20 protein-coding genes are annotated in these 24623 nt (G+C 45.4%); 6 read left to right on the forward strand and 14 right to left on the reverse strand.

Annotated features, from left to right (window positions below; genetic code table 11):
* Positions 1-202 precede the first annotated feature (202 nt).
* The 8 genes from DW769_RS10375 to nagA all read right to left on the reverse strand — a co-directional run bounded on the left by DW769_RS10375 (position 203) and on the right by nagA (position 9617).
* Entirely contained in the window at positions 203-823 is a 621-nt protein-coding gene (locus DW769_RS10375; protein WP_055268443.1) for a hypothetical protein, read from the reverse strand.
* Positions 824-950: 127 nt separating this feature from the next.
* Positions 951-2738, reverse strand: coding sequence for a helix-turn-helix domain-containing protein (locus tag DW769_RS10380; protein ID WP_117802700.1), 1788 nt, complete (start codon positions 2736-2738; stop codon positions 951-953).
* A 210-nt stretch (positions 2739-2948) separates the two neighbouring features.
* Positions 2949-3485, reverse strand: coding sequence for a hypothetical protein (locus DW769_RS10385; RefSeq protein ID WP_147398856.1), 537 nt, complete (start codon positions 3483-3485; stop codon positions 2949-2951).
* Positions 3486-3654: 169 nt separating this feature from the next.
* Entirely contained in the window at positions 3655-4302 is a 648-nt protein-coding gene (locus DW769_RS10390) for a helix-turn-helix domain-containing protein (RefSeq protein WP_055220951.1), read from the reverse strand.
* On the reverse strand, positions 4283-4960 hold the full coding sequence (locus tag DW769_RS10395; RefSeq protein WP_082426280.1) for a DUF3990 domain-containing protein: 678 nt from the start codon (positions 4958-4960) through the stop codon (positions 4283-4285). The genes DW769_RS10390 and DW769_RS10395 overlap by 20 nt, the downstream gene beginning before the upstream one ends.
* 315 nt (positions 4961-5275) lie before the next feature.
* On the reverse strand, positions 5276-7258 hold the full coding sequence (gene metG, locus DW769_RS10400) for a methionine--tRNA ligase (protein ID WP_118750354.1): 1983 nt from the start codon (positions 7256-7258) through the stop codon (positions 5276-5278).
* Positions 7259-7732: 474 nt separating this feature from the next.
* Positions 7733-8473, reverse strand: coding sequence for a glucosamine-6-phosphate deaminase (gene nagB / locus DW769_RS10405; RefSeq protein ID WP_117761352.1), 741 nt, complete (start codon positions 8471-8473; stop codon positions 7733-7735).
* Between the two features lie 34 nt (positions 8474-8507).
* Positions 8508-9617 carry an N-acetylglucosamine-6-phosphate deacetylase gene (nagA, locus tag DW769_RS10410; RefSeq protein WP_055220960.1) on the reverse strand — a complete coding sequence of 370 codons (1110 nt, stop codon included), beginning with the start codon at positions 9615-9617 and terminating at the stop codon, positions 8508-8510.
* 242 nt (positions 9618-9859) lie between these two features.
* On the opposite strand from nagA, the gene DW769_RS10415 reads away from it, so the two are divergent.
* From DW769_RS10415 to DW769_RS10430, 4 genes are read left to right on the forward strand one after another with little or no spacing between them, the layout of a single operon-like run.
* Positions 9860-10675 carry a MurR/RpiR family transcriptional regulator gene (locus tag DW769_RS10415; RefSeq protein WP_022462919.1) on the forward strand — a complete coding sequence of 272 codons (816 nt, stop codon included), beginning with the start codon at positions 9860-9862 and terminating at the stop codon, positions 10673-10675.
* Positions 10641-11105 carry a DUF2752 domain-containing protein gene (locus tag DW769_RS10420; RefSeq protein ID WP_199608700.1) on the forward strand — a complete coding sequence of 155 codons (465 nt, stop codon included), beginning with the start codon at positions 10641-10643 and terminating at the stop codon, positions 11103-11105. Before DW769_RS10415 ends, DW769_RS10420 begins: the two co-directional genes overlap by 35 nt.
* Before the next feature lie 15 nt (positions 11106-11120).
* Entirely contained in the window at positions 11121-11519 is a 399-nt protein-coding gene (locus tag DW769_RS10425) for a DUF4234 domain-containing protein (RefSeq protein ID WP_055220966.1), read from the forward strand.
* An 18-nt stretch (positions 11520-11537) separates the two neighbouring features.
* Complete coding sequence (locus DW769_RS10430) at positions 11538-12890, forward strand: MATE family efflux transporter (protein ID WP_117802695.1); 1353 nt, start codon at positions 11538-11540, stop codon at positions 12888-12890.
* A 179-nt stretch (positions 12891-13069) separates the two neighbouring features.
* Here the strand turns inward: DW769_RS10430 and DW769_RS10435 are convergent, their stop codons facing one another.
* A complete protein-coding gene (locus DW769_RS10435) occupies positions 13070-13603 on the reverse strand; it encodes a cob(I)yrinic acid a,c-diamide adenosyltransferase (RefSeq protein ID WP_022462915.1) in 534 nt (177 codons plus the stop codon).
* A gap of 537 nt (positions 13604-14140) precedes the next feature.
* Positions 14141-15856 carry an extracellular solute-binding protein gene (locus DW769_RS10440; RefSeq protein ID WP_055222034.1) on the reverse strand — a complete coding sequence of 572 codons (1716 nt, stop codon included), beginning with the start codon at positions 15854-15856 and terminating at the stop codon, positions 14141-14143.
* Between the two features lie 302 nt (positions 15857-16158).
* Here DW769_RS10440 and DW769_RS10445 point away from each other — a divergent pair, with 302 nt between their 5' ends.
* Positions 16159-16956 (forward strand): MBL fold metallo-hydrolase, encoded by a 798-nt coding sequence (locus DW769_RS10445; protein WP_118742093.1) that lies wholly within the window; start codon positions 16159-16161, stop codon positions 16954-16956.
* A gap of 368 nt (positions 16957-17324) precedes the next feature.
* On the opposite strand, the gene DW769_RS10450 is transcribed toward DW769_RS10445, so the two are convergent.
* A complete protein-coding gene (locus DW769_RS10450) occupies positions 17325-17870 on the reverse strand; it encodes an NADH peroxidase (RefSeq protein WP_022462914.1) in 546 nt (181 codons plus the stop codon).
* A 170-nt stretch (positions 17871-18040) separates the two neighbouring features.
* Positions 18041-18439: a Fur family transcriptional regulator gene (locus tag DW769_RS10455; RefSeq protein WP_117814367.1), complete on the reverse strand. Its 399-nt coding sequence runs from the start codon at positions 18437-18439 to the stop codon at positions 18041-18043.
* Between the two features lie 513 nt (positions 18440-18952).
* Here DW769_RS10455 and DW769_RS10460 point away from each other — a divergent pair.
* Positions 18953-20104: an ROK family transcriptional regulator gene (locus DW769_RS10460; protein ID WP_117802694.1), complete on the forward strand. Its 1152-nt coding sequence runs from the start codon at positions 18953-18955 to the stop codon at positions 20102-20104.
* A gap of 726 nt (positions 20105-20830) precedes the next feature.
* Here the strand turns inward: DW769_RS10460 and rsmA are convergent.
* Positions 20831-21703, reverse strand: coding sequence for a 16S rRNA (adenine(1518)-N(6)/adenine(1519)-N(6))-dimethyltransferase RsmA (gene rsmA, locus DW769_RS10465; RefSeq protein ID WP_118750355.1), 873 nt, complete (start codon positions 21701-21703; stop codon positions 20831-20833).
* Positions 21704-21718: 15 nt separating this feature from the next.
* On the reverse strand, positions 21719-24613 hold the full coding sequence (locus DW769_RS10470; RefSeq protein WP_118750356.1) for a hypothetical protein: 2895 nt from the start codon (positions 24611-24613) through the stop codon (positions 21719-21721).
* Between the last annotated feature and the right edge of the window lie 10 nt (positions 24614-24623).

The following is a 24623-nucleotide window of genomic DNA, read 5'->3' on the forward strand; positions in this document are numbered from 1 at the left end:
TCTTCATAAAAATAGTATACCATATGCATAGGAATATATCAAACATTTGTTCCCTTTTTTGGTGCGAATTTTGCGCGTCTAACTCATCACTGAAGTAACGAGAATGCGACGCGCAGTTTTCAAAAACGCTCCCCTAGTATCTATAACGCAAGGGGAGCGTCTATTTTCAATTAGTTCGCTTGTTCTGATAATCGAGTTTTGCTTAAGCTCTCTCCCAGCGGCCTCCCGGGGCTGAAGATATAACACAATAAGCAATATTCAAACTTGAGGTTCCAGCTTTAATATACGAACGACAGGACCGTCCACACTCTAAAGTCGAATATGTAATCATCTGCGTATTATTTGGAGTATAGTGATATGGGGTTCCTCCAGCAGGATTTGAAATTGTTTTTGTAATATCATCATACTGGAATCCCACCTCTGGTGAATATTTGGATGTCTGCATTAAACTACTTGCTTTCATAGAGGTTCCGTAGTTCAGTGTTGTTTCAAACCAATTAATTCGTACCTTTAATGCCTGACGGTCATTTGTCACGGATACTTTCATGGTTGCATAAATGCTGTACTGGCTAAGCTGCCCCGTATTGCTTACAATATCAGTGATTGCTACTCTTTGCTGATGCTCGTCTACAATCAACAAACCCGTTGAAATAATATCCTGCTCGCTGCCATTTTCATCCACTACCTGTGTGATTGACAAATAATCATCCGGCTTTGCATCAATGGCGCGGGTCTTCATCTGTTTTTCCTGATATTGTTCAATTGCAACCTTAATTACGTCACTTTCATTCGTGATGTGATTGTTTAAAACCTCTTCATACACTCTGTTTTTTAATTCTGCATTTGTTTCTGCTTTTACTTTGGATTACAATTTCGCTTCCAAATCCTTCTTCACCTACCCCACCATTTACAACAACATCTCTTCCTACAAATCCTGATGGTGGTCAAAGTTAATCAAATATTTTATTTGTCTTGACATAACTTTCCATTAATTTATAATTTGTTTGCATCTTATATAATCTTAAAAGATCTAAATCCTGTTTAAAATATTTCTTGCACTTTACATCTTTTTGTGCTTCTAAAATACAAGCCTCAACCATTAATGAAGTGTGCAATGATCCTCCTTTTCCGGCAAATAATGTCTGTCGAATTCTTTTTCGACAGACACCTATTGCTTTTTCAAAATATCCCAATTCTTCCAACGCCATCCCATAATTTCCCATACTCATACCCCAATCTAAGATGTGAAATACAGGTTTAATAAAACTTTTTTCATATTGTCCCACTAAAAATTGATATATTTCCAATGCTACTTTATAATTCTGTTCACCCCAATAAATCAATGCCATTTCTGTCAAAATACTAACTTCCTCTGTATTTAAAACATATTCCATTTTTTGTCCTTCTTCAACTTTAAGTGACATAGCAAGTAATTCTTTTAATTGTTTTATAAATTGTTCCGTATATTCTGCATTTTCCTTATATTTTACTTTTACCCTTTCTGTTTCAATATATTGGTAATTTTTCTTCAAATTACAGTCTAATTTTTCTTCAATTTTTGAAAGTACCTTTTCTGCATTTCCATACTCTTTTCGATGAATAAACTTCGAAAATTCAATCTTCAACTCCAGCGTCTCATACTCTTCCACTTGAATCCCCGTCTCAATTCTATCCCCACTCCTTCCCATCTTCTCCATCATCTGACGTAGATTTCCGCTTCGTGGTTTCTGATTTCCGTTTTCGATTCTTGCCAATGTTTCCTGCGCACAAATGTCTTCACTCAGTCCTTCCTGTGTAAGTTTTGCCGCATTTCTTGTTCGACGTATCAATTCTGCATCAATCTCGAAATTCCGAACCACATGGTCAAACAGACGGTAATTTTTAAAAGAAACTTTATAATCACTTTCCAATTCCAGAAGGCTTGCACGTTCCTGTCGCAGCAACCCAATAAATTCTGCGTTACTATTTTCTTTTTCCAGAATCTGCGCATACTGCTCCAGAATTTCCGGCATATAAAGCAGTTTCCCTTCTTCTCTCAAGTTTTCTAACGCCGTTTCTGTTATCAATTTTAAATAAGTATCCGCTTTTCCATCTCGGGCTGTTTTTTCTATTAACAATGCAGCATATGGAATTACTTTTACTCGTTCTGTCCTCTCAAAGTTTTTCTGAAAGATCTCCTCTACTAACTCCTGAAGTTCTTTCTCTCCTCGTTCACGATCTGTACCAAAACAGACTTCCCATCGAAATAGCAGAAGTTTGTATTCCTCTGCACTTAAAATCCCTGTCTTTCTCTGTATTTCCGCTTCTGGCATTGTCTGTACAATTGCCTTTTCCAAATGTTCGCATACTGTCTCTACTGATTTACCACGAAGCCATGCAATCTGCGCATATTCCTGCTCAATGAACTGCTGATGCAGCGGCTCCTTTGCTCTTTTATTCTTCTCATATTCAAGCAGACATTGTTTTGCTTCTTCCCATTTTTTTTGACAAATTTTCTGTTGTATCTCCTGACGCAATTCATAGATATTGTAAATGTCCCTTGGCAATATATAAGTGAGCCTCTCCACCGATTTTCCCAACCGTCCCATAATTCGATCAATCAGAAAAAAATCAATTTCCTGCTGATCTGCTTCAATTCTTGCATATTTTGACACAGAAGAAATACCCAGGCATAATTGTTTTTGTCGTATTCCTTCTTTCTCTCGTAATTTCCATAGTAATTGACCAATTCCTTGCATCTGTTTCCCTTTACTGATTCCTTTTTCTATGTTATTTTTTGTGACTTTTATTATGATTTTAAAATTGTATTTACAGCAAGAGAAATTATCACTATATTTTAATTTGATTTTTATACAAATCCACGTTTTCTATTTTTATAAGTAAAAAAGTGTAATTTTTCCCTTTTTCATACGTATAATATGCTTTGAATTTATTTTCATATTTTTCTTTTAAAATAAAATATGGAATTGCCCTAAATCAAGGCAATTCCATGCATTATAATTTATCTTTAGTATGGAACCCTCCCATTCTTTACCCATAGCAAAGTAAAGCATCGGTGCATGCAGCAGCAGGCTGTCATATCCCATCAACGGCATCGTTTCTGTCGATGCTTTGACCTCATCGGATGTTATGAGCGGAAGCCGCAGCGCCATCAGCCCAAAGCAGAGCGAATATCCCAAAAACACAGCCAGAAAGCCGCCGAAAGCCGTCATTAACACATGGGAAAAACTATAAACGCTGCTATGTACCCGCGGTAAAATACAGTTGATATAATTTTTCTGCACATCCTCCCAGTAACTGAGCGCGAACGGCAATACGACAAGAATTGTATTCGTCACCAGAAATGCACTTACACCGCCGCGCGCATTCACCAGATAATAAACCGAGCAGTTTCCTCCTGATCCTGCTGCTTCAGGGTAAATGCTCAGGAAGGTAAGTACGGCAATAAAGGCAATTGCGAGATAAAATTTCCACGATTTTATCATTCTGCTGAAATCGGAATGCAGCATTCGAAAAAAGACCATTTTTTTGTTCACCCCCGTCTCGTATGAATGTTCCATGATACCATTTTTATATTTTCATGATAGCGTAAACGCCTGAAATAGTTTATGACGTTTTCTGAAACTTTGAACAAAAAACTTTTTATTCATTTTATCAAGTTGGAACTTTCTCCACCAGATCTTCTACCGTACATACTAATGCCCGCGCAATCTTCAACAAGGTCTCTGTCTGCGCCTTGTTAATATCCTTTCTTCGCTGTTCATACTGCTGAATGGTCCGAACCGAAACACCTGCCTGCTGTGCCAGTTCACTCTGACTTAGATTTGCAAAAGTACGCAATTCTTTCAAGTTTGTCTCCGGTTTTGCTTCACGATATAATTCATTCATTTTATCTACAAACTGACGAACATCCATTTCATGATATGGCGTGTAGAGCATTCGCACTTCAGTTACAGGAATAGCCTGGTTTATTTCCGCAAAAGACAAACTGGTACTCCACTGATAATAGGCCAACGCCCAGCCTGTCCAATATTCAGGGCTGCGATCGTAAGAATAAGAGGGGGCTTGTTCCGGCTTTGGTTCCCCTGCTTCCTGTAATACTTCATATGCAATTTCAACTCCCGACATTCCCGCTACCACAGAACAGTCACCTCGTTCAAACCGTGACGCTGTATTACTCATACAAAACCACTGCCATACAGTTTCCAACGGCCGTTTTAAATCATTGACCATATAATCCAGCATGCAGGCAAGATTTTTTTGTGCAACAGAAAGATATAATTTATCGTAAGCGTGGATCATCTGGTTTCATCTCCTCATCTAAAATTGTGGTGATATATAAATCACCCCGCTGACGGCGGTTTCGTTCCAGATCAAAATATTGCCGACGCGCCATATGATCACGGGATGCTTTCCTCTTATACCATTCCTGCACACTTGCAATCTCATACCCTGTAAATTCCAAACGTTCAAATGCTCTTCTGCTTTTTAAAACAAACTGCTGGCCCAGTTTTCCCAGACGCATTGCATTACTCAACTGACGGTAAGAAATTGCACCATTAATAAAATCCGCTGCAAAAGAAAAATAGCTGTCGTCAGCACGATATCCAATGATAATATCTGCCTTTTCATAATCAAGATGAAAATTTTGTAGCAAATATTCTTTTGCTTCTGCCGCCAACGGTGTGGATGCATCAAATTCTCGATTTTCCAACAAAATCGTAAGCCAATGGAGCATTGTATAGTCGCGCATATTCAAATTGAGAACTTTCAATCCATCACATTCAATCTCATATCTATTTGCGTAACCATTTTTATCCGCACTGACACCCCATTCTTTGGCCATATTTTGGTTTTCTGTACAGTAAAATCCAACACCATAATCATTATAAATTTTTCCATAACCATATTTCGGCCGTTCAATAATATGATCCGAACCATGATAAACTGTTTTTTTCATTTTACCACCTCTGCTTCAAATTATACTCCTAAAGGCGTATAAAAACAACAAATAGAAAAATTTTATCCAATGCGTCGCAAAACCCCTTGCTTTAGCTATGGGGATATAAGACGCATTGGATAAGCATCCTCCTTTTTTCAAATCGGCAGATATTTCAACTTCTAATTTAAATTCATTGCAACTTTTCTTCATTATATAGTAAAAGTCAGAATCTTTGCATGACGTTTTCCTTAACTTTTTTAAACACCAAAAATCCCTCCCCACACATCACGCATGGAAAGGGATTTCAACTTTCATTCTATTCTATTTTCCGCTCTAGCAGATCTCCGCACCCGCCGGCATTGCTTTTTCCGGGGTCATGAGGCATACGTTGCCTTCGGTGTCCTCGGCGCAGAGCAGCATTCCTTCGGACATCATTCCTGCCAGTTTGGCCGGTTTCAGGTTGGTGAGAACCATAACCTTCATTCCGATGGTGTCTTCCGGTTTGTAATATGCTTTGATTCCGGAGACGATCTGTCTTACCTGGCTTCCTACTTTGACCTGGAAGCAGAGGAGTTTTTTGGATTTCTTGACTGGCTCGCAGGAGATGATTTCACCTACCTGGAACTGCATTTTTCCGAAGTCTTCGAAAGTAATTTCTTCCTTCGGCTCAAGGTCAATCACTGCTTCCTCTTCTTTTTCCTCTTCCTGGGATGCAGCAGCCATAGCAGCTTTCTGTTTTACCTGGATCACTTCTACTTTTTCCATAACCTCTTTGACGTCGAGTCTCTGGAACAGGATCTGCGGCTGATCGGTTACTTTATTGCCGGATACATACAGTCCGAACTGATCCAGCTCTTCGTAGCTGCGTTTCTCTGCATTCAACTGAGCCAGGATCTTCTCGGTGGTCTCCGGCATGAAAGACTCGAGCAGGCATGCGCCGATGGTGATGCTCTCTACCAGGTTGTACAGAACCTCTTCCAGACGGTCTTTCTTTGCCTCGTCTTTTGCCAGTGCCCACGGCATCGTCTCGTCAATGTATTTGTTGCAGCGTTTGAACAGACCAAAGATTTCGGTCATCGCATCTGCCACACGCAGCTCTTCCATCTTTGCAGCAACTTTTGCTTTTGTTGCGGTAACGACTGCTTTCAGATCATCATCCACCTCTTCTGCTGCGCCGGTCTTTGTCACAACGCCGCCGAAGTATTTGTTGCTCATGGAGATGGTACGGTTTACCAGGTTTCCAAGAGTATTGGCAAGGTCGGAATTCATACGCTCAACCAGCAGCTCCCAGGTAATGACACCGTCGTTCTCAAACGGCATCTCGTGCAGAACGAAGTAGCGGACAGCGTCTACGCCGAACAGGTCTACCAGATCGTCTGCGTAGATCACGTTTCCTTTGGATTTACTCATCTTGCCGTCGCCCTGCAGCAGCCACGGATGACCAAATACCTGTTTCGGAAGCGGCAGATCGAGTGCCATCAGGAAGATCGGCCAGTAAATGGTATGGAAACGGATGATGTCTTTTCCGATCAGATGCAGGTCTGCCGGCCACAGCTTGTTGAACTGCTCGGAGCTGTTTCCGTCACAGTCATAACCGATTCCGGTGATGTAGTTGGTCAGTGCGTCCAGCCATACGTAGGTAACGTGCTTCGGATCGAAGGATACCGGGATTCCCCAGGTAAAGGAGGTTCTGGATACACAGAGATCCTGCAGTCCCGGAAGAAGGAAGTTGTTCATCATCTCGTTCTTTCTGGAAACCGGCTGGATGAACTCCGGATGGGTGTTGATATAATCGATCAGTCTCGGTGCATATTTGCTCATTTTGAAGAAATATGCCTCTTCTTTTGCCGGGGTAACCGGGCGTCCGCAGTCCGGGCATTTTCCGTCTACAAGCTGGGACTCGGTGAAGAAGGATTCACACGGTGTACAGTAAAGGCCTTCATAATATCCTTTGTAGATATCTCCCTGATCGTACAGTTTTTTGAAGATTTTCTGTACCTGTGCCTCGTGATCGGCGTCGGTGGTACGGATGAATTTGTCGTAGGACGTATTCATCAGATCCCAGATTCTCTTGATCTCGGTGGATACGTTGTCTACGAATTCTTTTGGCGTGATACCTGCCTCTTCTGCTTTCAGCTCGATCTTCTGGCCATGCTCATCGGTTCCGGTCTGGAAGAATACATCGTAGCCCTGCTGACGTTTGAAGCGGGCGATGCTGTCCGCGAGTACGATCTCGTAGGTATTTCCAATGTGCGGTTTGCCGGATGTGTAGGCAATCGCCGTGGTGATATAATATTTCGGTCTGATTTTTTCCATTGCTTTCATTTCTCCTTTCAAATAAAAAAACTGCCTTATTCCGCTCTTTTGTAGTCGGAAGAAGACAGGTTTGTTTACCCGTGATACCACTTCTTTTCGTCCCTGCCTCACGGCAGAAACCTCTGCAGGTACATTTGCTATACCTCTCCGCTGTAACAGGCGGAACCTGTCGCAGCCTTACCGTTTCAGATTGTTGTTCTCACGGTTCGGTGCGCCTCTCGGAAGCCATGTTCGATCTGCCGCTCCTCCTCCCCTCTCAGCCTGCAAAACCGGAATGGTTTTCGGGGGTGTTCTCTGTAAATTTGCGAATGCAGATGTACTCTCTTCGTCACTGTGTTTTCATTTTATGCACTGCTTTTGTGCGCTAGTTTTATGCTAACACATTTACATGGATTTGTAAACCGCAAAAAAGCCCGCCGTACGGGGATTTTTCATATTCTCCCCATTCGGCGGACTTTTCATTCATCGTAACAATTATCTGTGGTTTGCTTTGATCACAGACATTGCTGCTTCATCTGCTACAACTGTCAGATCGTTGTGAAGCTGCAGGATGGAAGCCGGAACCTGCGGAGTAACCGGTCCGTACAGAACCTTGTCGAGGATCTCTGCTTTTCCTTCGCCGCTGACGATCAGCAGAACTTTTCTTGCCTGCATGATGTTCTTGATTCCCATGGTGTATGCCTGGGTCGGAACATCCTCTACTTTTTCAAAGAAACGTTTATTTGCCTGAATGGTGCTCTCGGTCAGGTCAACGCAGTGTGTCTCTTTCTCGAATGCTGCGCCCGGCTCGTTGAATCCGATGTGGCCGTTGTTTCCAAGTCCAAGAAGCTGCAGGTCAATGCCGCCGACGCTGCGGATGATTTCGTTGTAAGCTGCGCATGCTTTTTCGCTGTCCGGCTCCAGTCCGTTCGGAACGAAGGTGCGCTCTTTGTTGATGTTGACATGATTGAACAGGTTGGTGTTCATGAAGTAACGATAGCTCTGATCATTCTCCGGAGAGAGTCCTTTGTACTCGTCCAGGTTTACGCTGGTGACATTTGCGAAATCAAGGTCACCTTTGTTGTACCACTCAACGAGCTGTTTGTAAGCGCCGACCGGGGTAGATCCGGTTGCAAGGCCGAGCACTGCATGCGGTTTCATGATCACCTGCGCGGAAATGATGTTTGCTGCTTTTCTGCTCATATCATTGTAATCTTTTGCTTCAATTAATAACATTTGTTTTTCCTCCAAATTTCTTCTATATAATAAATTACATAATAACCTGTTTCAGGTTCAGTTCGTCGTCCACCAGAAGTACATGCGCTTTTTTGCCCGGTGCAATGGATCCTACTTCATCGTAGATACCGATGCTCTGTGCCGGATTTCTTGTTGCCGCAAAAATGGCATCTGCCAGCGGAATATCAAACGAAACTGCTTTTCTCATGCAGTCGTACAGGTTCGTAGCGGAACCCGCGATGGTCTCACCGTCGGTCAGGGTTGCTTTTCCGTCTTTCATCCAGACAGCCTGTCCCCCGAGGGAATACGTTCCGTTCGGCATTCCCGTTGCCATCATGGAATCGCTGATGAGAACCATGCGCTCACTTCCCATCATGGAGAAGGTCGCGCGGACAACCGCACCGTGAATGTGATAGCCGTCACAGATCAGCTCCATGCGGCACTCCGGATCGTCGAATGCGGCGCCGATGACACCAGGGTTACGGTGTGCGAACGGCGGCATGGCGTTGTACAGATGGGTGACATGGTGTGCTCCTGCTTTCATGGCAGCCAGCGCGGTGTCATAATCTGCTGTCGTATGGCCGATGGAAACCATGACTTCATCGGAAACCTCTTTGATAAATTCCAGTGAGCCAGGCATATTCGGGGCCAGGGTTACGAGACGGATTTTTCCGCCGCTCGCCGCATTGCATGCGCGGAAGAACTCAGCGTTCGGAGCCACGATGTTCTCCTCTGCCTGTGCGCCTTTTTTGATCGGATCGATGAACGGTCCTTCCATGTTGACGCCGGCGATCACTTCTGCTTCCGGCTCATCTTTGATTGCTTCGATGGTTCCGAAGATTTTCAGCAGATCGTCTTTTGGCAGTGTCATGGATGTCGGGCAGTAAGAGGTGATGCCGTGCGCTTTCTCGTAGCGCAGGATCTCTTTTAAACCTTCCACGTCTCCGTCTGAAAAATCATGTCCGGCAGCGCCGTGGCTGTGTACGTCAACCAGTCCCGGCAGAACCATCATGCCTTTCGCATCGATCACTTCCTGATCGATCACTTCTTCTTTTGTGGAAACGAAACGTTTTCCTTCTATATAAAGATCTTTTTCCGCAAACGTTCCGTCTTCCTGAAATACGCGTCCGTTTTTGATAATCATTGTCTTGCCTTCTTTCTTTGATCTGTTCTGATTATAATTTATGTTGATTTTATTTTCAACTATTTTTATATTTTAGAAATTACTTTCACGTCATTAAAGTTCTTTCCATTTTTCCGCCCGCTTTCCCGTGCAATTCACACACAATTGAAAGTTGATTCACCACTCTGCCTGTGATACAATAAAGCAAGAACTGATCTGAATTTTTTTCAGATATTTACAGATACCAGGAGGACTTACGTTCCATGGAACACTTTGAAAAATCGATTATTCCTGTCATTGAGTCTGTCTATCCCTCGTTCACTCCCCTGGAACGGACGGTAGCAGATTTTTTTATTCATAATACCGACGAGTCGGATCTGTCCGCGCGCCACGTTTCGGAACTGCTCTATGTTTCGGAGGCTTCGCTCTCCCGCTTTGCGAAAAAATGCGGCTACACGGGCTACCGCGAATTTGTCTACCGTTACCAGGAAGGTCTAAACGCCGCACTGCCTGGCACGGACGATCACATCAAACAGGTGCTGAATACGTATCAGGAGCTGCTGAATAAAAGCTACTCGCTCGCCGACCGCGCGCAGATTGACCGCATCTGCCATATTCTCACTTCGAAGCGTCGGGTGTATGTCTACGGTCTTGGAAGCTCCGGACTTTCCGCCCAGGAAATGAAGCTGCGTTTTATGCTTGCAGGCGTGGATATTGAAGCAATTACCGACATTCACATCATGAAAATGAATGCCGTTCTGCTCAATGAGAGCTGCGCTGCAATCGGCATTACCGTCAGCGGACAGACACCGGAGGTGCTGCGTGCACTCGGAGCCGCAAAGGAAAAGGGAGCCTCTACCATTCTCTTTACCTCCCGCAGTTCGAGCGATTACGATGCCTTCTGCGATGAGGTGCTGCTGCTGGCAGTCAAGGAGCATCTGAAAAACGGCGGCGCAATCTCTCCGCAGTTCCCGATTCTCGTTATGATCGACGTTCTGTACTCGCATTTTCTCACGACCGACAGCGAGCGCAAGGAGGCTTTATATGAATACGCCGTTACCAAACTCCATGAAACGTGATCCCGGCCGCGGCAGCGCGTATCTTTCTTTTCTGAGGAAACGCTGCCGCGATTTCTTTTTCTTCTGCCTGCTCCTCGGCGTTTACGTCGCCTTCATCACCCTCACAGGCATCGGCTGTCCGATCCGTTTTTTCATAGGCATTTCCTGCCCGGGCTGCGGAATGAGCCGCGCGGTACTGTTAATGCTCTCCGGTCATTTTCAGGCGGCGTTTCGGATGCATCCGCTTGTCTATGCCGTACTGCCCGCAGGTGTCTGGCTCTTCTTCGGGCCGGAACAGACGGCGGGACTTCGGCGTTTTAAAAAGGGGATCATTACGGTGCTTGTCGTGCTGCTTCTCGCCGTTTATGCCTGGCGCATTTATTACCACGACCCGCTCCTTTCTATTGACCCCTCTCTCGGGCGCGTGCTACAATGGTTCTATCTTAATTAAAGGGGGTATTTACAAATGAATGTAAAAGACAACCGCAGTTTCTGGGTCTATCTTCTGCTTTCGATTGTCACCTGCGGACTCTACTCGATCTACTTCTGGTATGTTTATGTGGAAGACCTGAACACCATCTTTTACGGTGACGGCGAAGACAGCCCGAACTACATTATTGTGCTGCTTCTGTCCTGGGTTACCTGTGGAATTTACGGCGTTTACTGGCGTTACAAGCAGGCGAACCGCATGTACCGCGAATCCTACGACCGCTACGGTGTGATGATTGAGGAAAATGGTTCTGCCATTCTTCTGTGGACGCTGCTTGGCTACCTGACCGGCGGCATCGGCCAGCTCGTTGCCGACTATTTCATGATCCAGAACCTGAATAAGACGGCGCTCGTTTATAATTCACGTGCATATTAAGCAGGGGAGGCGTTTTTTATGGCAACATCTATGGTAAAGGGAAATCCGGTAAAGCTGATGCTCTCGTTTGCCTTTCCGCTTCTCATCGGAAATCTGCTGCAGCAGACGTATAACATCATTGATGCGGCGATTGTCGGCCAGGCACTTGGCCCGGAGGCACTCGCCAGCGTCGGTGCAAGCAGCAGTGTACAGTTTCTGGTGCTCGGCTTCTGTATGGGAAGCTGCACGGGATTCAGTGTCCCGGTTGCCAAGTATTTCGGCGCCGGAAAGCTTGATAAAATGCGCGATTATATTTTTAATGGTGCTGCACTTGCTGTCCTGATTGCGGCCATTCTGACCACACTCTGCAGTTTACTCTGTGCACCAATTCTGCACCTGCTGTCGGTTCCGTCCGATATCTTCGCGGATGCCTACGCATATCAGCTTGTGATTTTCCTCGGGATTCCGTTTTCGATTCTGTACAATTATCTTTCCAGCATCCTGCGTGCCGTCGGGGACAGCCGCACGCCGTTTCTGTTTCTGGCATTTTCGGCAATCCTGAATATTTTCCTCGATCTGTTCTGTATTATCATTCTGCATCTGGGATGCGCAGGAGCGGCGATTGCGACGATTTCCGCCCAGGCGATCAGCGGACTCTTATGTCTGTTTTTTATTTCCCGTAGGGTAAAGCTCCTGCTTCCGACAAAAGAAAACCGCACTCTGCGAAAGGATGCCGCGCAGGAACTCCTCGCAATGGGCATTCCGACGGGACTGCAGTTTTCGATCACAGCGATCGGCAGTATGGTAATGCAGTCAGCGAATAATGGACTTGGCAGTGTTTATGTTTCGGCGTTCACAGCTGCTATGAAAATCAAACAGTTTATGATGTGCCCGTTTGATGCGATCAGTACCGCGGCTTCCGTCTTCTGCAGTCAGAATCTCGGAGCCGGCCAGTCAAAGCGAATCCGTCAGGGACTCCGCCAGGGTGTGCTTGTCGGTGTCGGCTATGGTGCGTTTGCGGGTGTCATCATGATTCTGTTCGGACGGCCGCTGACAAAGCTCTTTATTGTCAGCTCTGCTTTTGAAGCAATCAACGCTTCGGCAAAATATCTGCGCTGCCTCGGATTTTTCTACTGGATGCTTGGTATTTTGAATGTCTGCCGTATGGTAACGCAGGGACTTGGCTACTCGGGAAGAGCCGTTTTCTCCGGCGTAATGGAGATGCTGGCACGAACGATTGTCTGCCTGGGATTTGTCGGTGCGTTTGGCTTCACCGCAATCTGCTTTGCGGACCAGGCTGCATGGCTCGCCGCCTGCTGCTATATCGCACCGACATGTCTGTACTGCGTGAAGAAATCCACGAAGATGATTGCGGATCGCGGTGCGAAATAATAACGTTATTTTCTGTCTTACAGCGGCTTCCAGATACTTCTCAGGTTATCGCGGCAATCACCAGAAACTTGTTCCATCACAGATTTTGGTTCATTGCCCGCAAAACAAGAAAAAAGATACTGTTCTGCATGGAATCATCTTCCCCGCAGAACAGTATCTTTTTTCTTGTTTTTTCAGCGTTACCGCTCGATTCCATCTCTTGCCGCAAGACCCTTGTCAAACGGATGCTTGATTTTTTTCAGCTCCGAAACATAGTCCGCCCGCTCAATCAGCGCCTCCGACGGTCCCTGCCCGGTCAGAATCACTTCCAGCTTCTCCGGCTTGTGATCCAGAAAATCCAGAAGGAGCTGCTCATCAAACAGTTTGCTTCCAATCGTATAAACCAGCTCGTCCAGAAACAGTACATCGTATTCTTCCTGAACTGCTTTTTCTGTCACTTTCTGAAACTGCTCTTCATAATACCGTTTCTGCTCTGCCTTCTCCTCCGGTGTCATCAGAAACGAAAACTTTATCTTGTCCTGCCCCGGCACAAACGTCACATTCGGCGACAGTAAGAGCACCTTCCGCTCGCTCGTGCTGTTATCTTTCATAAACTGATAAATCAAAACACGGTATCCATACCCTGCCGCACGCGTGCAGAGTCCCATACCACAAGTCGTCTTTCCTTTTCCATCCCCACAGTAGATGTGGACACAGCCTGTCTGTTTTTCCATATTGAAATCCCTTTCTTTTTTACTATCCATATCTCATATGTAACGAGGAGTGTGATACTTAACCACACTCCTCTAAGAACATCTTTTGTAAAGAGTTTTCTGCTGGTTGTCAGCCTCGGTATCCAGTTAAGATACCTTTAACGGCATGGAAATCATTAAGTCCCCCACGTGGACTATAACTTACTCCAAGCTGTCAGACTCAATGTCTTATTAAAGGACCTAAATAGATGGAAATTTATCCTGCTCCATCTGCAGTCCAACTTTTAACGATGCTCTTACATCGAGAACATTTCTGTTCTTACCTAATTATACTCACTTCAAGTAAAAAATCAACCAGGCTATCATAATCGCGGACTAAAGCTGATTACAGTTCACTGGTATACAGCGACTTGTATGTAAAATTCGTACCTGTTCTATACGTAAATTTAGCTTGCAGTGTCAACTTCATTGCTGCATAGAAGTTTGGCGTTTTTATTGCAATCATTAACGTTTTCAACTACTCTATTCTTCCCAGTATAGCCGGGAAATTTAGATTTTTCATTTATCAGTATTCACAAGTTTCGTAGCAAGAAATTCAGTAACAGCCTTCTCTGTATCCGCCAGACCATTTTCTTCCAGTTCGTTTACCAGGTTGTCCCAATTTGCGTCAAATTCCTCTTCCGTACCCGAAACACATTTTACCAGCCCTGGCCAACTAATATCCGAAATTGTATTCTGCTGCTCGGTCAGTTCCTGTGGCTGCTGATATGCCCAGAGTGCAGAATATGGAAGAAGCTCAAATTCTTCTGGCTGCGGAAACATATCTGTCAGCATTTCGATTCCCATTGCCTCGCATCCGGCTTTTTCCGCTTCGTTATAATTTGCAATCACAGATTCTTTCGTCGTTGGAGTATACGGGAATCCGTCCTCAGTGTAAGAACCTGCTCCATAGATTGGAAATCCAGTATAGTTATCAATACCTGTGTTCTTATGATAGTCTGGATCTGACTGTGCTTTGGCAACTTCTTCATCGGTACGATACGGCTTTCCATTTTCGTCCAGGAAATAATTTTCTCCTTCAATTCCCCAATGATATAAAATCTGTCCTTCATCTGAGCACAGATAATCCATGAATTTGATTGCACGAACTGGGTCCTCACAGCTTTTTGTAATTGCCATTCCATATCCGACCGTTGTTCCCTGATACAAAAGAGCTTTGCAGACCTGATCCTCTCTTAAGGTTACCGGCAGTCCAACATATGTCTGATCTACTTTTCCATCAGCCATCAATGCTGTTTCACACTGACTATAGTGCCATTCTGAATCTGTCAAGGCAACAACACGGCCGCTGGCAACCTTTGCAATATAGTCATCATCCGTCTGTGTTGCAAAATTCGGATCCAGAATTCCTTCATTGTACATACGGCATAACCATCTAAAATACTCTTTTTCTTCCGGCGTAACCGTTTTTAAATGTACTGTATAGTCATCATCAATCAGCCACTGTCCATTATCCGGCGCTGCATCTGCGATAAAGCCTGCCGGGTTACTCAGTGTAATCAGCCAATGCCAGTCTGCTGCACTCATAGTAATTCCAATCATATCCAAACCATCTTCTGTCTTTGGATGAGCTGCCAAATAGCTCTTGATCATTTTTTCATATTCATCTATTGTTTTTGGATATTTGTAATCATTCTCTTTCAGTGCAGCCCACTGGATCTGGCAAGTTCCTCCTGTTGTCAGTGTTTTCTGATTTACACCCGCATAAGACAGCTGATAAATTCCCGGATCATCTTTACTCCACTGTAATTTTTCCAGCTCATCTCCGTACATTTTTTTTATATTAGGTCCATATTTTTCAATCAGATCTGTCATATCAATTAAGGCACCGGCTGCATACAGATCCGTTGCATTCGATTTTGCATAAATCAAATCCGGATATTCATCATTTGCAATCATCAACGCAACATCCTCTTTTGCATCTCCTTGCGATGCAACCGGATAGCTGACATCCAACGTAACACCTGTCGCCTCTGTGATCGCTTTTGCTACCGGATTATCCCAATTTCCATTTTTGCCGTCTGCATTGAAATATTCAAATGTGACTGGTGTCTTATCATCACTTTCGTCTGCTTCTGTAGTCTCCGTTTCAGTTTCTGACGACCCGGAAATTACACTTGAACTGCTTTTACTGCTACTGTCTGAACCGCAGCCTGTAAGCATTCCTGCGATCATAGTGCCCGTTAGCATCACTGATATTATTTTTCGTTTCATAAAAACCTCCTTTAAAACCCTGCCTGATATTAGACAATAAGAATTCTCCCTTTTTAATTTGCAAATTTCAGTTTCTACAAACTCATATGATTTTGAATAATCTCAGTATATCAAATATGCTTTTTGTTTTATATGATATTTTTGATCTTGTTTTTATATTTTTTTGTGTTTTTTGACACATACACATTTTCTATACTGTGTTTTTATAAATTTATTCCTATGTTTTTGCTGTTTTTCAACAACTTTTCAACTAATTTCTATGCTATACTTAGATTTAAAGCAAAAAGAATGGGGGTTCTACTATGCAATTTAAAACTGAAAAAATTTCAGAACACATTACAAGAATTCATGGATTCTGCACAGAATTTATGTATCTAATTGAAGGCAGCAAAGCAGCTGTCCTAATCGACACTGGATGCGGATTCTATAGTTTAAAAAACTGTATCCATAACCTGACTAACAAGCCATTAAAAGTCCTGATAACCCACGGTCATGTAGATCACGCCATGGGCGCCAATGAATTTGAAGAAATTTATCTGAATCATAAGGATAAATCCGTATATCAGCTTCATTCTGAAAAAGGCTTCCGTCTGGAAGGCGCGAAAGGATTGTGTCCTGAAAAAGGGCTTATCAAAGAAACAGATATGATACCATCTGCTCCATTTGAAAAATTTCATAATCTGCAGGAAGGTGATGTTTTTGAGCTTGGTGGAATTCATGTTGTTATTTATGAATTACCCGGTCATACCCTGGGCAGTGTTGTCATGCTGATTCCGGAAGAGCGGACAATTCTTCTCGGTGATGCCTGCAATCCATTTTTATTCCTGTTTGACAAATTTTCCACAGGACTTGCTTCCTATGAAAAAAATTTACGAGCGCTACAGAAAAAAATTGCCGGAAAATATGACCGAGTCCTGATCTCACATGGAAATGGAGATTCCAAGCCAACCACTTTAGAAGATGTGCTCAAAGTATGTCAGGATATTCGTTCTGGAAATGTTACGGATCGCAATTTTGTTTTTTCTGGTGAAACACATCCTCTCGCAGATAATGGAACTTATACCTTTATCTGCTATGACAAAAAACGAATAGAAGAATAAAATCAGATTACTCTATTATGTTTTTTCAACACTGTTCAATATACAACTGTCTCAATAATTGATGTGTATTAGCTGATAAGCTGTGAATAAATCATAAAAATCCCAGCTTATCAGCTTTTCTTTACTTAATGTCCCATGCACTGTATTATTTCCGGCATTAAATCGGTATTATTTGCCGACATTTTGTGTTGCAAATATCCTGTTCACACTGCTCTCCATTTAAAATTAAAAGCACATTTTCTTCCTTGGGATTTATCAAAAAGACAGCTGTACACGAAAAAGACATAGGAAATGCAGAAAAAACGCACAAAAAGAGAGAACAGATTTCTCCATTCTCTCTTCAATAAATTTATTTTACTAAAAAGTTTTTATTTACCGAAATATCTAGCCAGCAGACCAGCGAATGCTTTTCCGTGTCTAGCTTCGTCTCTTGCCATCTCATGCACGGTGTCATGGATTGCATCGAGATTCAGGGCTTTGGCACGTTTTGCAAGATCTGTTTTGCCAGCGGTTGCTCCGTTCTCTGCCTCTACACGCATCTGCAGATTTTTCTTGGTGCTGTCGGTTACGACTTCGCCGAGAAGCTCTGCGAATTTTGCTGCGTGCTCTGCTTCTTCGTAAGCTGCTTTTTCATAGTACAGACCTACTTCCGGATATCCCTCGCGGAATGCTACTCTGGACATTGCCAGGTACATACCAACCTCAGAGCACTCGCCCTCGAAATTGGCTCTCAGGTCTTTTTTGATATCTTCCGGAACATCGGATGCTACGCCAACTACATGCTCTGCTGCCCAGGTCAGATCCTCGCCCTGCTCGATAAATTTCTCTTTCGGTGCTTTACAGATCGGACAGACTTCCGGTGCTTCTGCTCCTTCATAAACATATCCACATACGCTGCATACAAATTTTTTCATAGTCTTTCTTTCCTTTCTTTTTGTTGTGTATTTAATTTTATCATTTCCAATTTTGTGGTTTATAACAGTTTTTTATTTTTGATATTAGTAACTGTTACTGATATTACTTTAACATAAGCTTCCCTTTTTGTCAATGCCTATTTTTAATTTTTTCTTTCTTCCTGGGGATGCTATACGTTCCCCGGGTGATTTCTGCAGTTCTCGCAGATGCCGTAAAAATTCACAGAGTAATCTTCGATCGTACCTCTGAAATTTTCCGCTGCTACGTTCTTGATTTCGCTGATGTCACGCATTGTAAGGTCTGTCACGCAGTGACATTTTCTGCAAATGAAATGGTGATGCGTGGAAGTATCTCCATCGAACCGGTCCGGGCCATCTCCTGTTGTAAGACGCTTGATCTCTCCTAATTCAGAAAGAAGAGACAGGTTCCGGTATACTGTGCCAAGACTGATATTGGGAAATTCTTTCCGTACATCGGTATAGAGCATATCTGCGGTCGGGTGATCCTTTCGCCCCTGAAGGCAGACTTTGATGCTTTCTCTTTGTCTGCTATACTTGAGTGTTGACATAGTTTTTTTCCTTTCGTATCTTTCGATAACAGTAATTGTTATTATATTTATACTATAAGGCTGCTTCTCGCAAAAGTCAAGAAAAAGATCACTACCCTGTCTACACAGATTTCCGTCTGTCCCAAGATCAAAAATTCCCCAAAAACGAGGAGTGCCCAGGAACCTCTCGGTGCCTGGGCTATTATTATGAAAAAATCTTAATTGTGTAGTGATTGCATACACGCTGTTCCTTTGGAACTGAGATAACTATACCAATTAATTATGAACAGATTATGAACGTGCAGTGAATCTTCTGTGAATCTGTACATTTTTTAGAATTATTTTATACTTTCTTTGTGTATTTATCACATATTTTATTTCTAATTCTGTCCCTTACTCTCTACTCTGTCTAGAAATCGTTTTTCTCCGTTAATTTTTCTATTCGTATTGCCCATCCCCGATTTTCCCTGTCATTTCTCTCTCATTTATGTTAAGATTGATGTACAGCCAATGCGGCAGAATGGAGGATTTTTTATGAGTACCGGAAATCAGGAATATATACGAGACATGAACCGCGCCCTGGTTCTCGAGGCAATCGCCAACCATCCGCCGCTTTCCCGCGCAGATCTGGCGAAAATGCTGCATCTGACAAAAGCAACCGTATCCACCATCGTCCAGGAACTGCTCGACCGCCAGCTCGTCATAGAACTCGGCAGCGCCGAAAAAACTTCCATGGGTCGAAAACCGATTCTGCTTACTTTTAATAATCGCTGCGGTTCCATCATCGCCGTCGATCTCGGCGTAAAAAAGATCACCATTCTCACCGGAGATCTGAAGGGAAAATCATGTACTGTAAAAGAATACCCGATTGATCCATCCCTCTCCCTGGAGGAATACCTGATTTCCCTCCTCCACAAAACCAAATCCGACCTCCCCAAGACCCCGTGCGGCCTCGTCGGAATCTCCATCGGAATCTACGGCGTCGTCTGCGACGACCTCGTTTTATTCACACCCTACTACGATCTAAAACACTCCAACCTGAAAAACTACCTCGAAGAAGAATTTCAGGTCCCTGTCATCGTAGAAAATGAAGCCAACCTCTCCGTCATCGGCGAAGCCGCCTGCGCAGAGCACTTTAAAAATATGATCTTCCTGAACATCCACGAAGGCGTCGGCATGGGAATCCTCATTGACGGCGAACTCTACACCGGCCAGAACGGCTACGCCGGCGAATTCGGCCACACCATCCTCTTCCCCGATGGCCGGCCCTGCCCCTGCGGCAACCACGGCTGCCTCGAACAGTACATCTCCGAAGCCTCCGTCCTGAACGATTTTGCCGCCGCCGAAGGCTTAGAAAACGTCTCCGTCGAACGCTTCATCCAGTATTACCAGGAAGGCAACCCCAACGCCCGCAAAGTAATGCAGGATTTCACCCACTACATCGGAATCAGCCTGAACACGGTTCTCCACACCTTCAACCCGGACGTCATCGTCATCAACAGCTCCTTCACCAACTACATCCCAGGTCTGATCGACGAAATCACCTCCGGAATCCAGAACCGCCTCCGCTGGTACCTCCACGTCCTCCCGGCTCACCTGCAGGATGTCTCCGTCCTCATGGGCGGAATCAGCCTCTGCTCCCGGAACTTCCTCGGAATTTCCACCTTTAAGCTGCTGGACCTGTAACTCAGAAATAAGTCCCTGTTCAGAGCCCCATCTCGATTCCGCTGCGCTGCATCTTGATGTGGCTTCTCGCCATATGAAATTTCAGAAAAAAGTGCTCATTCATGCAAGCATGATTCGCAATTTGTTCTGAAATTTCGCATGGCTCTGAATAGTCACAATTTGTTCATGATTTTTTTACAACATGAACACGCTTTCAACATAATTTACCCGTATACTAAAAGCATAAATAATGAATGCCAACATTATTTACACAATTTTCTTTTTCATATTGCCGATTAGAAAATCGGCTCTCCTTCCTTTAAAAATAAAAATGAAAGAAAGCACTGTTTCGCCAACGGTGCTTTTTTTCATGCCCTTTTCTCATTTTCTCCCATCTTCCTCACAACAATCTCACACCGATCCGCCCATCCGGGCGGATCCAGACCTCCCCTCCCGCCCCCACTACCAGCCTCGCCGCCGCCCGTCCGTCCTTGCGTGATGCGGCATGGCAGCATTGGAAAAGCGGGCAGGAAAAACCAGAAAAAATGGAGGCCTTTCGAGAGACTGAAATCTGGTGCTCAACACCAGATTTCAAGGCATTCTGAGCTGGGAAAGCATCAGGCTTTCCTGGCGAATAATGCCGGTGTCTGTCGAAAGACCTCCATTTTTTCTACGTTTTTCCCCCGCTTTTCCACCGCTGCCATGCGCATCACGCAAGGGCGGACGGGCGACGGCGAGGCGTCCCCTCTATTTACACAATTCATCCGTCAACCGCGCAAACTCCTGTAAATTCAATGCCTCCCCACGAATCGTAAGCGGCCAGCCGCAGGCTGTGATTGCAGCCTCAATCTCCTCTTTCGAAAAATGCAGCAGCTCCGAATTTTTCAGTCCGTTCGCCAGAGTCTTCCGTCTCTGATTAAACGACGCCCGAATAATGGAGAACATCAACTTCTCATCCTTCGTCTCCACCGGCATCACCTCATGACGCGTCAGCCGGATCACCGCACTTCCAACCTTCGGCCGCGGCATAAAACAGTTCGGCGGCACATTCGCCACAATATACGGCTCCGCATAATACTGTACCGCCAGCGACAGCGCCCCGTAATCCTTCGATCCCGGCCCCGTCTGCATCCGGTCCGCAACCTCCTTCTGAACCATAACCGTAATCGAATCCACCGGCACATGATTCTCAAATAATCCCATAATAATCGGCGTCGTAATATAATACGGAAGATTCGCCACAACCTTGATCGGCCGTCCGTTGTTCTTCTCCTTCGCCAGCGCCACCAGATCCACCTTCAAAACATCATTGTTGATAACCTCAACATTATCATAATCCGACAGCGTATCCTCCAGAATCGGGATCAGATTCTTGTCAATTTCCACCGCACACACACTCCGCGCAGCATACGCAAGATACTGCGTCAGCGTACCGATACCAGGTCCGATTTCCACAACAAAATCGTCCGGTCCGATACCTGCAGCGGCTACAATCTTATCCAGCACATGTGGATCGATCAGAAAATTCTGACCATATTTTTTCTGAAATACAAAGCCGTACTTCTGCAGTACGGCTATTGTATTCTGCGGCTCCCCGAGCCACGGTTTTACTTTCTCCATAAATTCTCCATGTATTTAGAACTCAAAGTCTTTCTCGTAAAGAATCACGCGGTCGTCCGCATCGGTATGCTTTCTGGACATGCGTCTTCCGAATTTACGGGTTCCCTTTTCTGCATGGGCGATGGCACGATCCACCATATCTTTGACCTGTGAAATCGTCATCGGCTCGCCCTCCTTCTGATTATTGCCAATCTGTGTATACAGAGCAAGCACACCCATCTCGTCCATCTTGTATCCATTCTCACGCGCATACGTGCGGGCAAACGTAACAAGCTCGTCGTTCGTGAAAACAGGAATCGAAATGACCGTCTCAAACTTCTTCGCAAAATCAGGGTAATTCCGCAGAAGACCTCTCATGCTGACCTTCTCATCCTCGATGATCAGAACCAGACTGTCGGTACGGAAATCCATTGCCTGCGACAGCTTCTCGATCGTCTCCGGGTACATCAGACCGGCACGCTCGATCAGGAGGAAACCTCCCGCCAGCTTTGAAACAATCTGCGCACAGTCCTTTTTGTTCAGAACAGATGCATCCAGACGGGCCATCTTTGTTGCCGGAAGTTTTAAGTCAGCACAGATTGCACGGACGAGATCCTCCGACAGCTTCGTTTTTCCAGTACCGTATCCGCCCATAATGGCAATGTTTCCATGACGGGAAGTACGGTCGCCTGCGTAATGATAAACACCATGCATTGCATCCAGAATCTGGATATCCATGCCTGGAACTTTCGCAAAGTAAGTAAACAGCGCTTTCTGCTCATCACTCAGCTTATCCGGCTGGGTGTCGTTCAGGATGCGGAGTCTTGCCTCCTCCGGCGTCTCCTCGCGGAGCACCTCTTCAATCGATTTCGCAACAGTTCCTTCCGGAATGTTGTCGCGGATCAGCTGAACGGTGGCATCCGTTGTTTTTTCGATGCTCATGTTGATCGTCGCATCGGATACGCGCTCACGCTTTGGCTCGGTCGGAACTTCGATTTCGATTTCCTCCGGGGTAATCTCGATCGGCTGGGTTCCTGCCGGCTCAAACGGATCGGCTGGCTCAGTCTCGGCCGGGGTTTCCGGCTCTGTTTCGCTTTCCGGCTCATCAGCAGGTTCTGCTTCCGCAGTTTCCGGCTCGTCCGGCAGTTCGATTTCCGATGCTTTTTCAGCTTCCTGCACTTCTGCGTTCAGCGCTGCCTGAAGCTCACTAAAATCGATGGTCGGCCGTGTCTCCTCTGCCGGTTTCAGATCCGGGATGACAACCGTTGCATCCATGGACGGCATCTCCGCCGGTTCTACGGTTTCCTCAATTTCGGCTTCCGCCTGAGCCTTCTCGGCTGCTTCTGTTTCAGCTTCCACTGCTGGTTCTGTAACTTCTGCTTCTTCGATTTCAGCCTCGGCTGCCGGTTCTATAATCTCTTCGATCTCAGCTTCATCCATCGGCTCTGCAGCTTCTTCGGTTTCAGCCTCATCCGCCGGTTCTGTGATCTCTTCGGTTTCCGCTTCATCTGCCGGTTCTGCTGCTTCTTCCGGCTCAGCTTCCGCCTGCGGCTCCTCAGCCGCTTCCCGTGCCTCTGCCTCGGACTCCGGATCCATCGGCTGCTCTGCGGTTTCGGCTTCTGCTACCTGCTCAGCCGGCTCTTCTGCTTCTTCCTCCGCAACTTCCTCCGACAGGTTTGCTGCGGTCTCCTGGAACAGTGCTTCGAGGTCCGGCTCTTCGTATTTCTTCTCCGGCTTCGGTGCTTTCGGCATTACCGGCTCGGCTTTTTCCTTCGGTTTTGGCTGCGGTCTTGTCTTGATCGTCGTGTTGGCATCCGGGGATACCTCTACGTTTACATCAAGCTGCTCCGGCTCCAGATCTTTTACTTCGTACTGTACCGGCTCTTCGCTTGTCTCTTCCTCGACTGCCGTCTCTTCCTGTTTCTTTCCGCGGAAGGAGAAGACATCGCGGATGCTCTTTGCAAGCTCTGCGTGAAGATCGATCGTATTTCCAAGGTACGTCGGCGTGCTGTCTGCATACGCCTGCTCTTCCGGAATCTCCTCGATCGGCTCCTCTGTCTGCTGCAGTGCTTCGTACTCCTGCACCTGCTCTGCATCTGCCTCGGCCTGCTGTGTTTTCTCATATGCTTCGTACGGCGAACCGGCTTCTTTTTCTTCTTCACCGGCCACATACTGGCTCATCACACCGCCGTTTACCGGTTTTACTTCCGGCGTCTCTGCCGGCTCTTTCGTCGCAGCCATTTCACCGGCTCCGCTCTCTCCGGCTAACCGCACTTCAAGTGCTTCCGGATCCTCGGACGGCTCTTCATTCTTTTTGTAGTCAAAACGATGCTCGTATTTGATCTGCTGGGACGGTGACAGCGGCTCGTACTTCATTTTCAGATCCATTGCCTTTGTCACATATTTGCCCTCGCTGAACCACAGGATCAGCTCATCACAGGCATCGATGCATTTCTGCGTCTCTCCGGCTTTGCTGTAAAGGTTTGCCAGTTCATATGCCCATCTCTCGGTAAATTCCCGCTCTTTGTATTCCTCCAGAAGGGAAATCTGCTCCTCAAGCGGCGCTTTCTGTCCTCTTAAAATCTTGTATTTCAGCAGATACCGGGAATTATCGTGACGTGCGACTGCTTCAAACTCGTTGTAAAAGTCAATCGCCTCATCAAAGTCTTTCATTTTTACGGAGACCTCTACCAGGCGGTACAGAATGCCCTTTCCGATGGAGGAATGGTCATACGCCATCAGCAGAATCTTCTTCGCCTCCGGATATCGTTTGTTCGCCTCATAGACATCCGCTACCATGCCGAGCGTGCGCAGACTCTTGACACGCCGCCAGTCAACGGCTTCTACAACTGCAAGTGCCCCCTCATAGTCCTCTTTTTTTACCAGACTGTTCAGCTCTTTCAGCCGGCTTTGATATTCAGCTTTATCCAATCTTTTCACC

The sequence above is a fragment of the Blautia sp. AM29-29 genome (assembly GCF_003480555.1).
Lineage (GTDB): Bacteria > Bacillota > Clostridia > Lachnospirales > Lachnospiraceae > Fusicatenibacter > Fusicatenibacter saccharivorans.

What these genes read in the sequence shown, in the direction of transcription:
- DW769_RS10385 (WP_147398856.1), bottom strand. Translation starts at nt 3,485, where the DNA reads ATGATAAAATCGTGGAAATTTTATCTCGCAATTGCCTTTATTGCCGTA.
- DW769_RS10420 (WP_199608700.1), top strand. Translation starts at nt 10,641, where the DNA reads ATGAATACGCCGTTACCAAACTCCATGAAACGTGATCCCGGCCGCGGC.
- DW769_RS10460 (WP_117802694.1), top strand. Translation starts at nt 18,953, where the DNA reads ATGAGTACCGGAAATCAGGAATATATACGAGACATGAACCGCGCCCTG.
- DW769_RS10425 (WP_055220966.1), top strand. Translation starts at nt 11,121, where the DNA reads ATGAATGTAAAAGACAACCGCAGTTTCTGGGTCTATCTTCTGCTTTCG.
- rsmA (WP_118750355.1), bottom strand. Translation starts at nt 21,703, where the DNA reads ATGGAGAAAGTAAAACCGTGGCTCGGGGAGCCGCAGAATACAATAGCC.
- DW769_RS10415 (WP_022462919.1), top strand. Translation starts at nt 9,860, where the DNA reads ATGGAACACTTTGAAAAATCGATTATTCCTGTCATTGAGTCTGTCTAT.
- DW769_RS10435 (WP_022462915.1), bottom strand. Translation starts at nt 13,603, where the DNA reads ATGGAAAAACAGACAGGCTGTGTCCACATCTACTGTGGGGATGGAAAA.
- DW769_RS10445 (WP_118742093.1), top strand. Translation starts at nt 16,159, where the DNA reads ATGCAATTTAAAACTGAAAAAATTTCAGAACACATTACAAGAATTCAT.
- DW769_RS10430 (WP_117802695.1), top strand. Translation starts at nt 11,538, where the DNA reads ATGGCAACATCTATGGTAAAGGGAAATCCGGTAAAGCTGATGCTCTCG.
- DW769_RS10440 (WP_055222034.1), bottom strand. Translation starts at nt 15,856, where the DNA reads ATGAAACGAAAAATAATATCAGTGATGCTAACGGGCACTATGATCGCA.
- DW769_RS10390 (WP_055220951.1), bottom strand. Translation starts at nt 4,302, where the DNA reads ATGATCCACGCTTACGATAAATTATATCTTTCTGTTGCACAAAAAAAT.
- DW769_RS10380 (WP_117802700.1), bottom strand. Translation starts at nt 2,738, where the DNA reads ATGCAAGGAATTGGTCAATTACTATGGAAATTACGAGAGAAAGAAGGA.
- DW769_RS10395 (WP_082426280.1), bottom strand. Translation starts at nt 4,960, where the DNA reads ATGAAAAAAACAGTTTATCATGGTTCGGATCATATTATTGAACGGCCG.
- metG (WP_118750354.1), bottom strand. Translation starts at nt 7,258, where the DNA reads ATGGAAAAAATCAGACCGAAATATTATATCACCACGGCGATTGCCTAC.
- nagB (WP_117761352.1), bottom strand. Translation starts at nt 8,473, where the DNA reads ATGTTATTAATTGAAGCAAAAGATTACAATGATATGAGCAGAAAAGCA.
- DW769_RS10455 (WP_117814367.1), bottom strand. Translation starts at nt 18,439, where the DNA reads ATGTCAACACTCAAGTATAGCAGACAAAGAGAAAGCATCAAAGTCTGC.
- nagA (WP_055220960.1), bottom strand. Translation starts at nt 9,617, where the DNA reads ATGATTATCAAAAACGGACGCGTATTTCAGGAAGACGGAACGTTTGCG.
- DW769_RS10450 (WP_022462914.1), bottom strand. Translation starts at nt 17,870, where the DNA reads ATGAAAAAATTTGTATGCAGCGTATGTGGATATGTTTATGAAGGAGCA.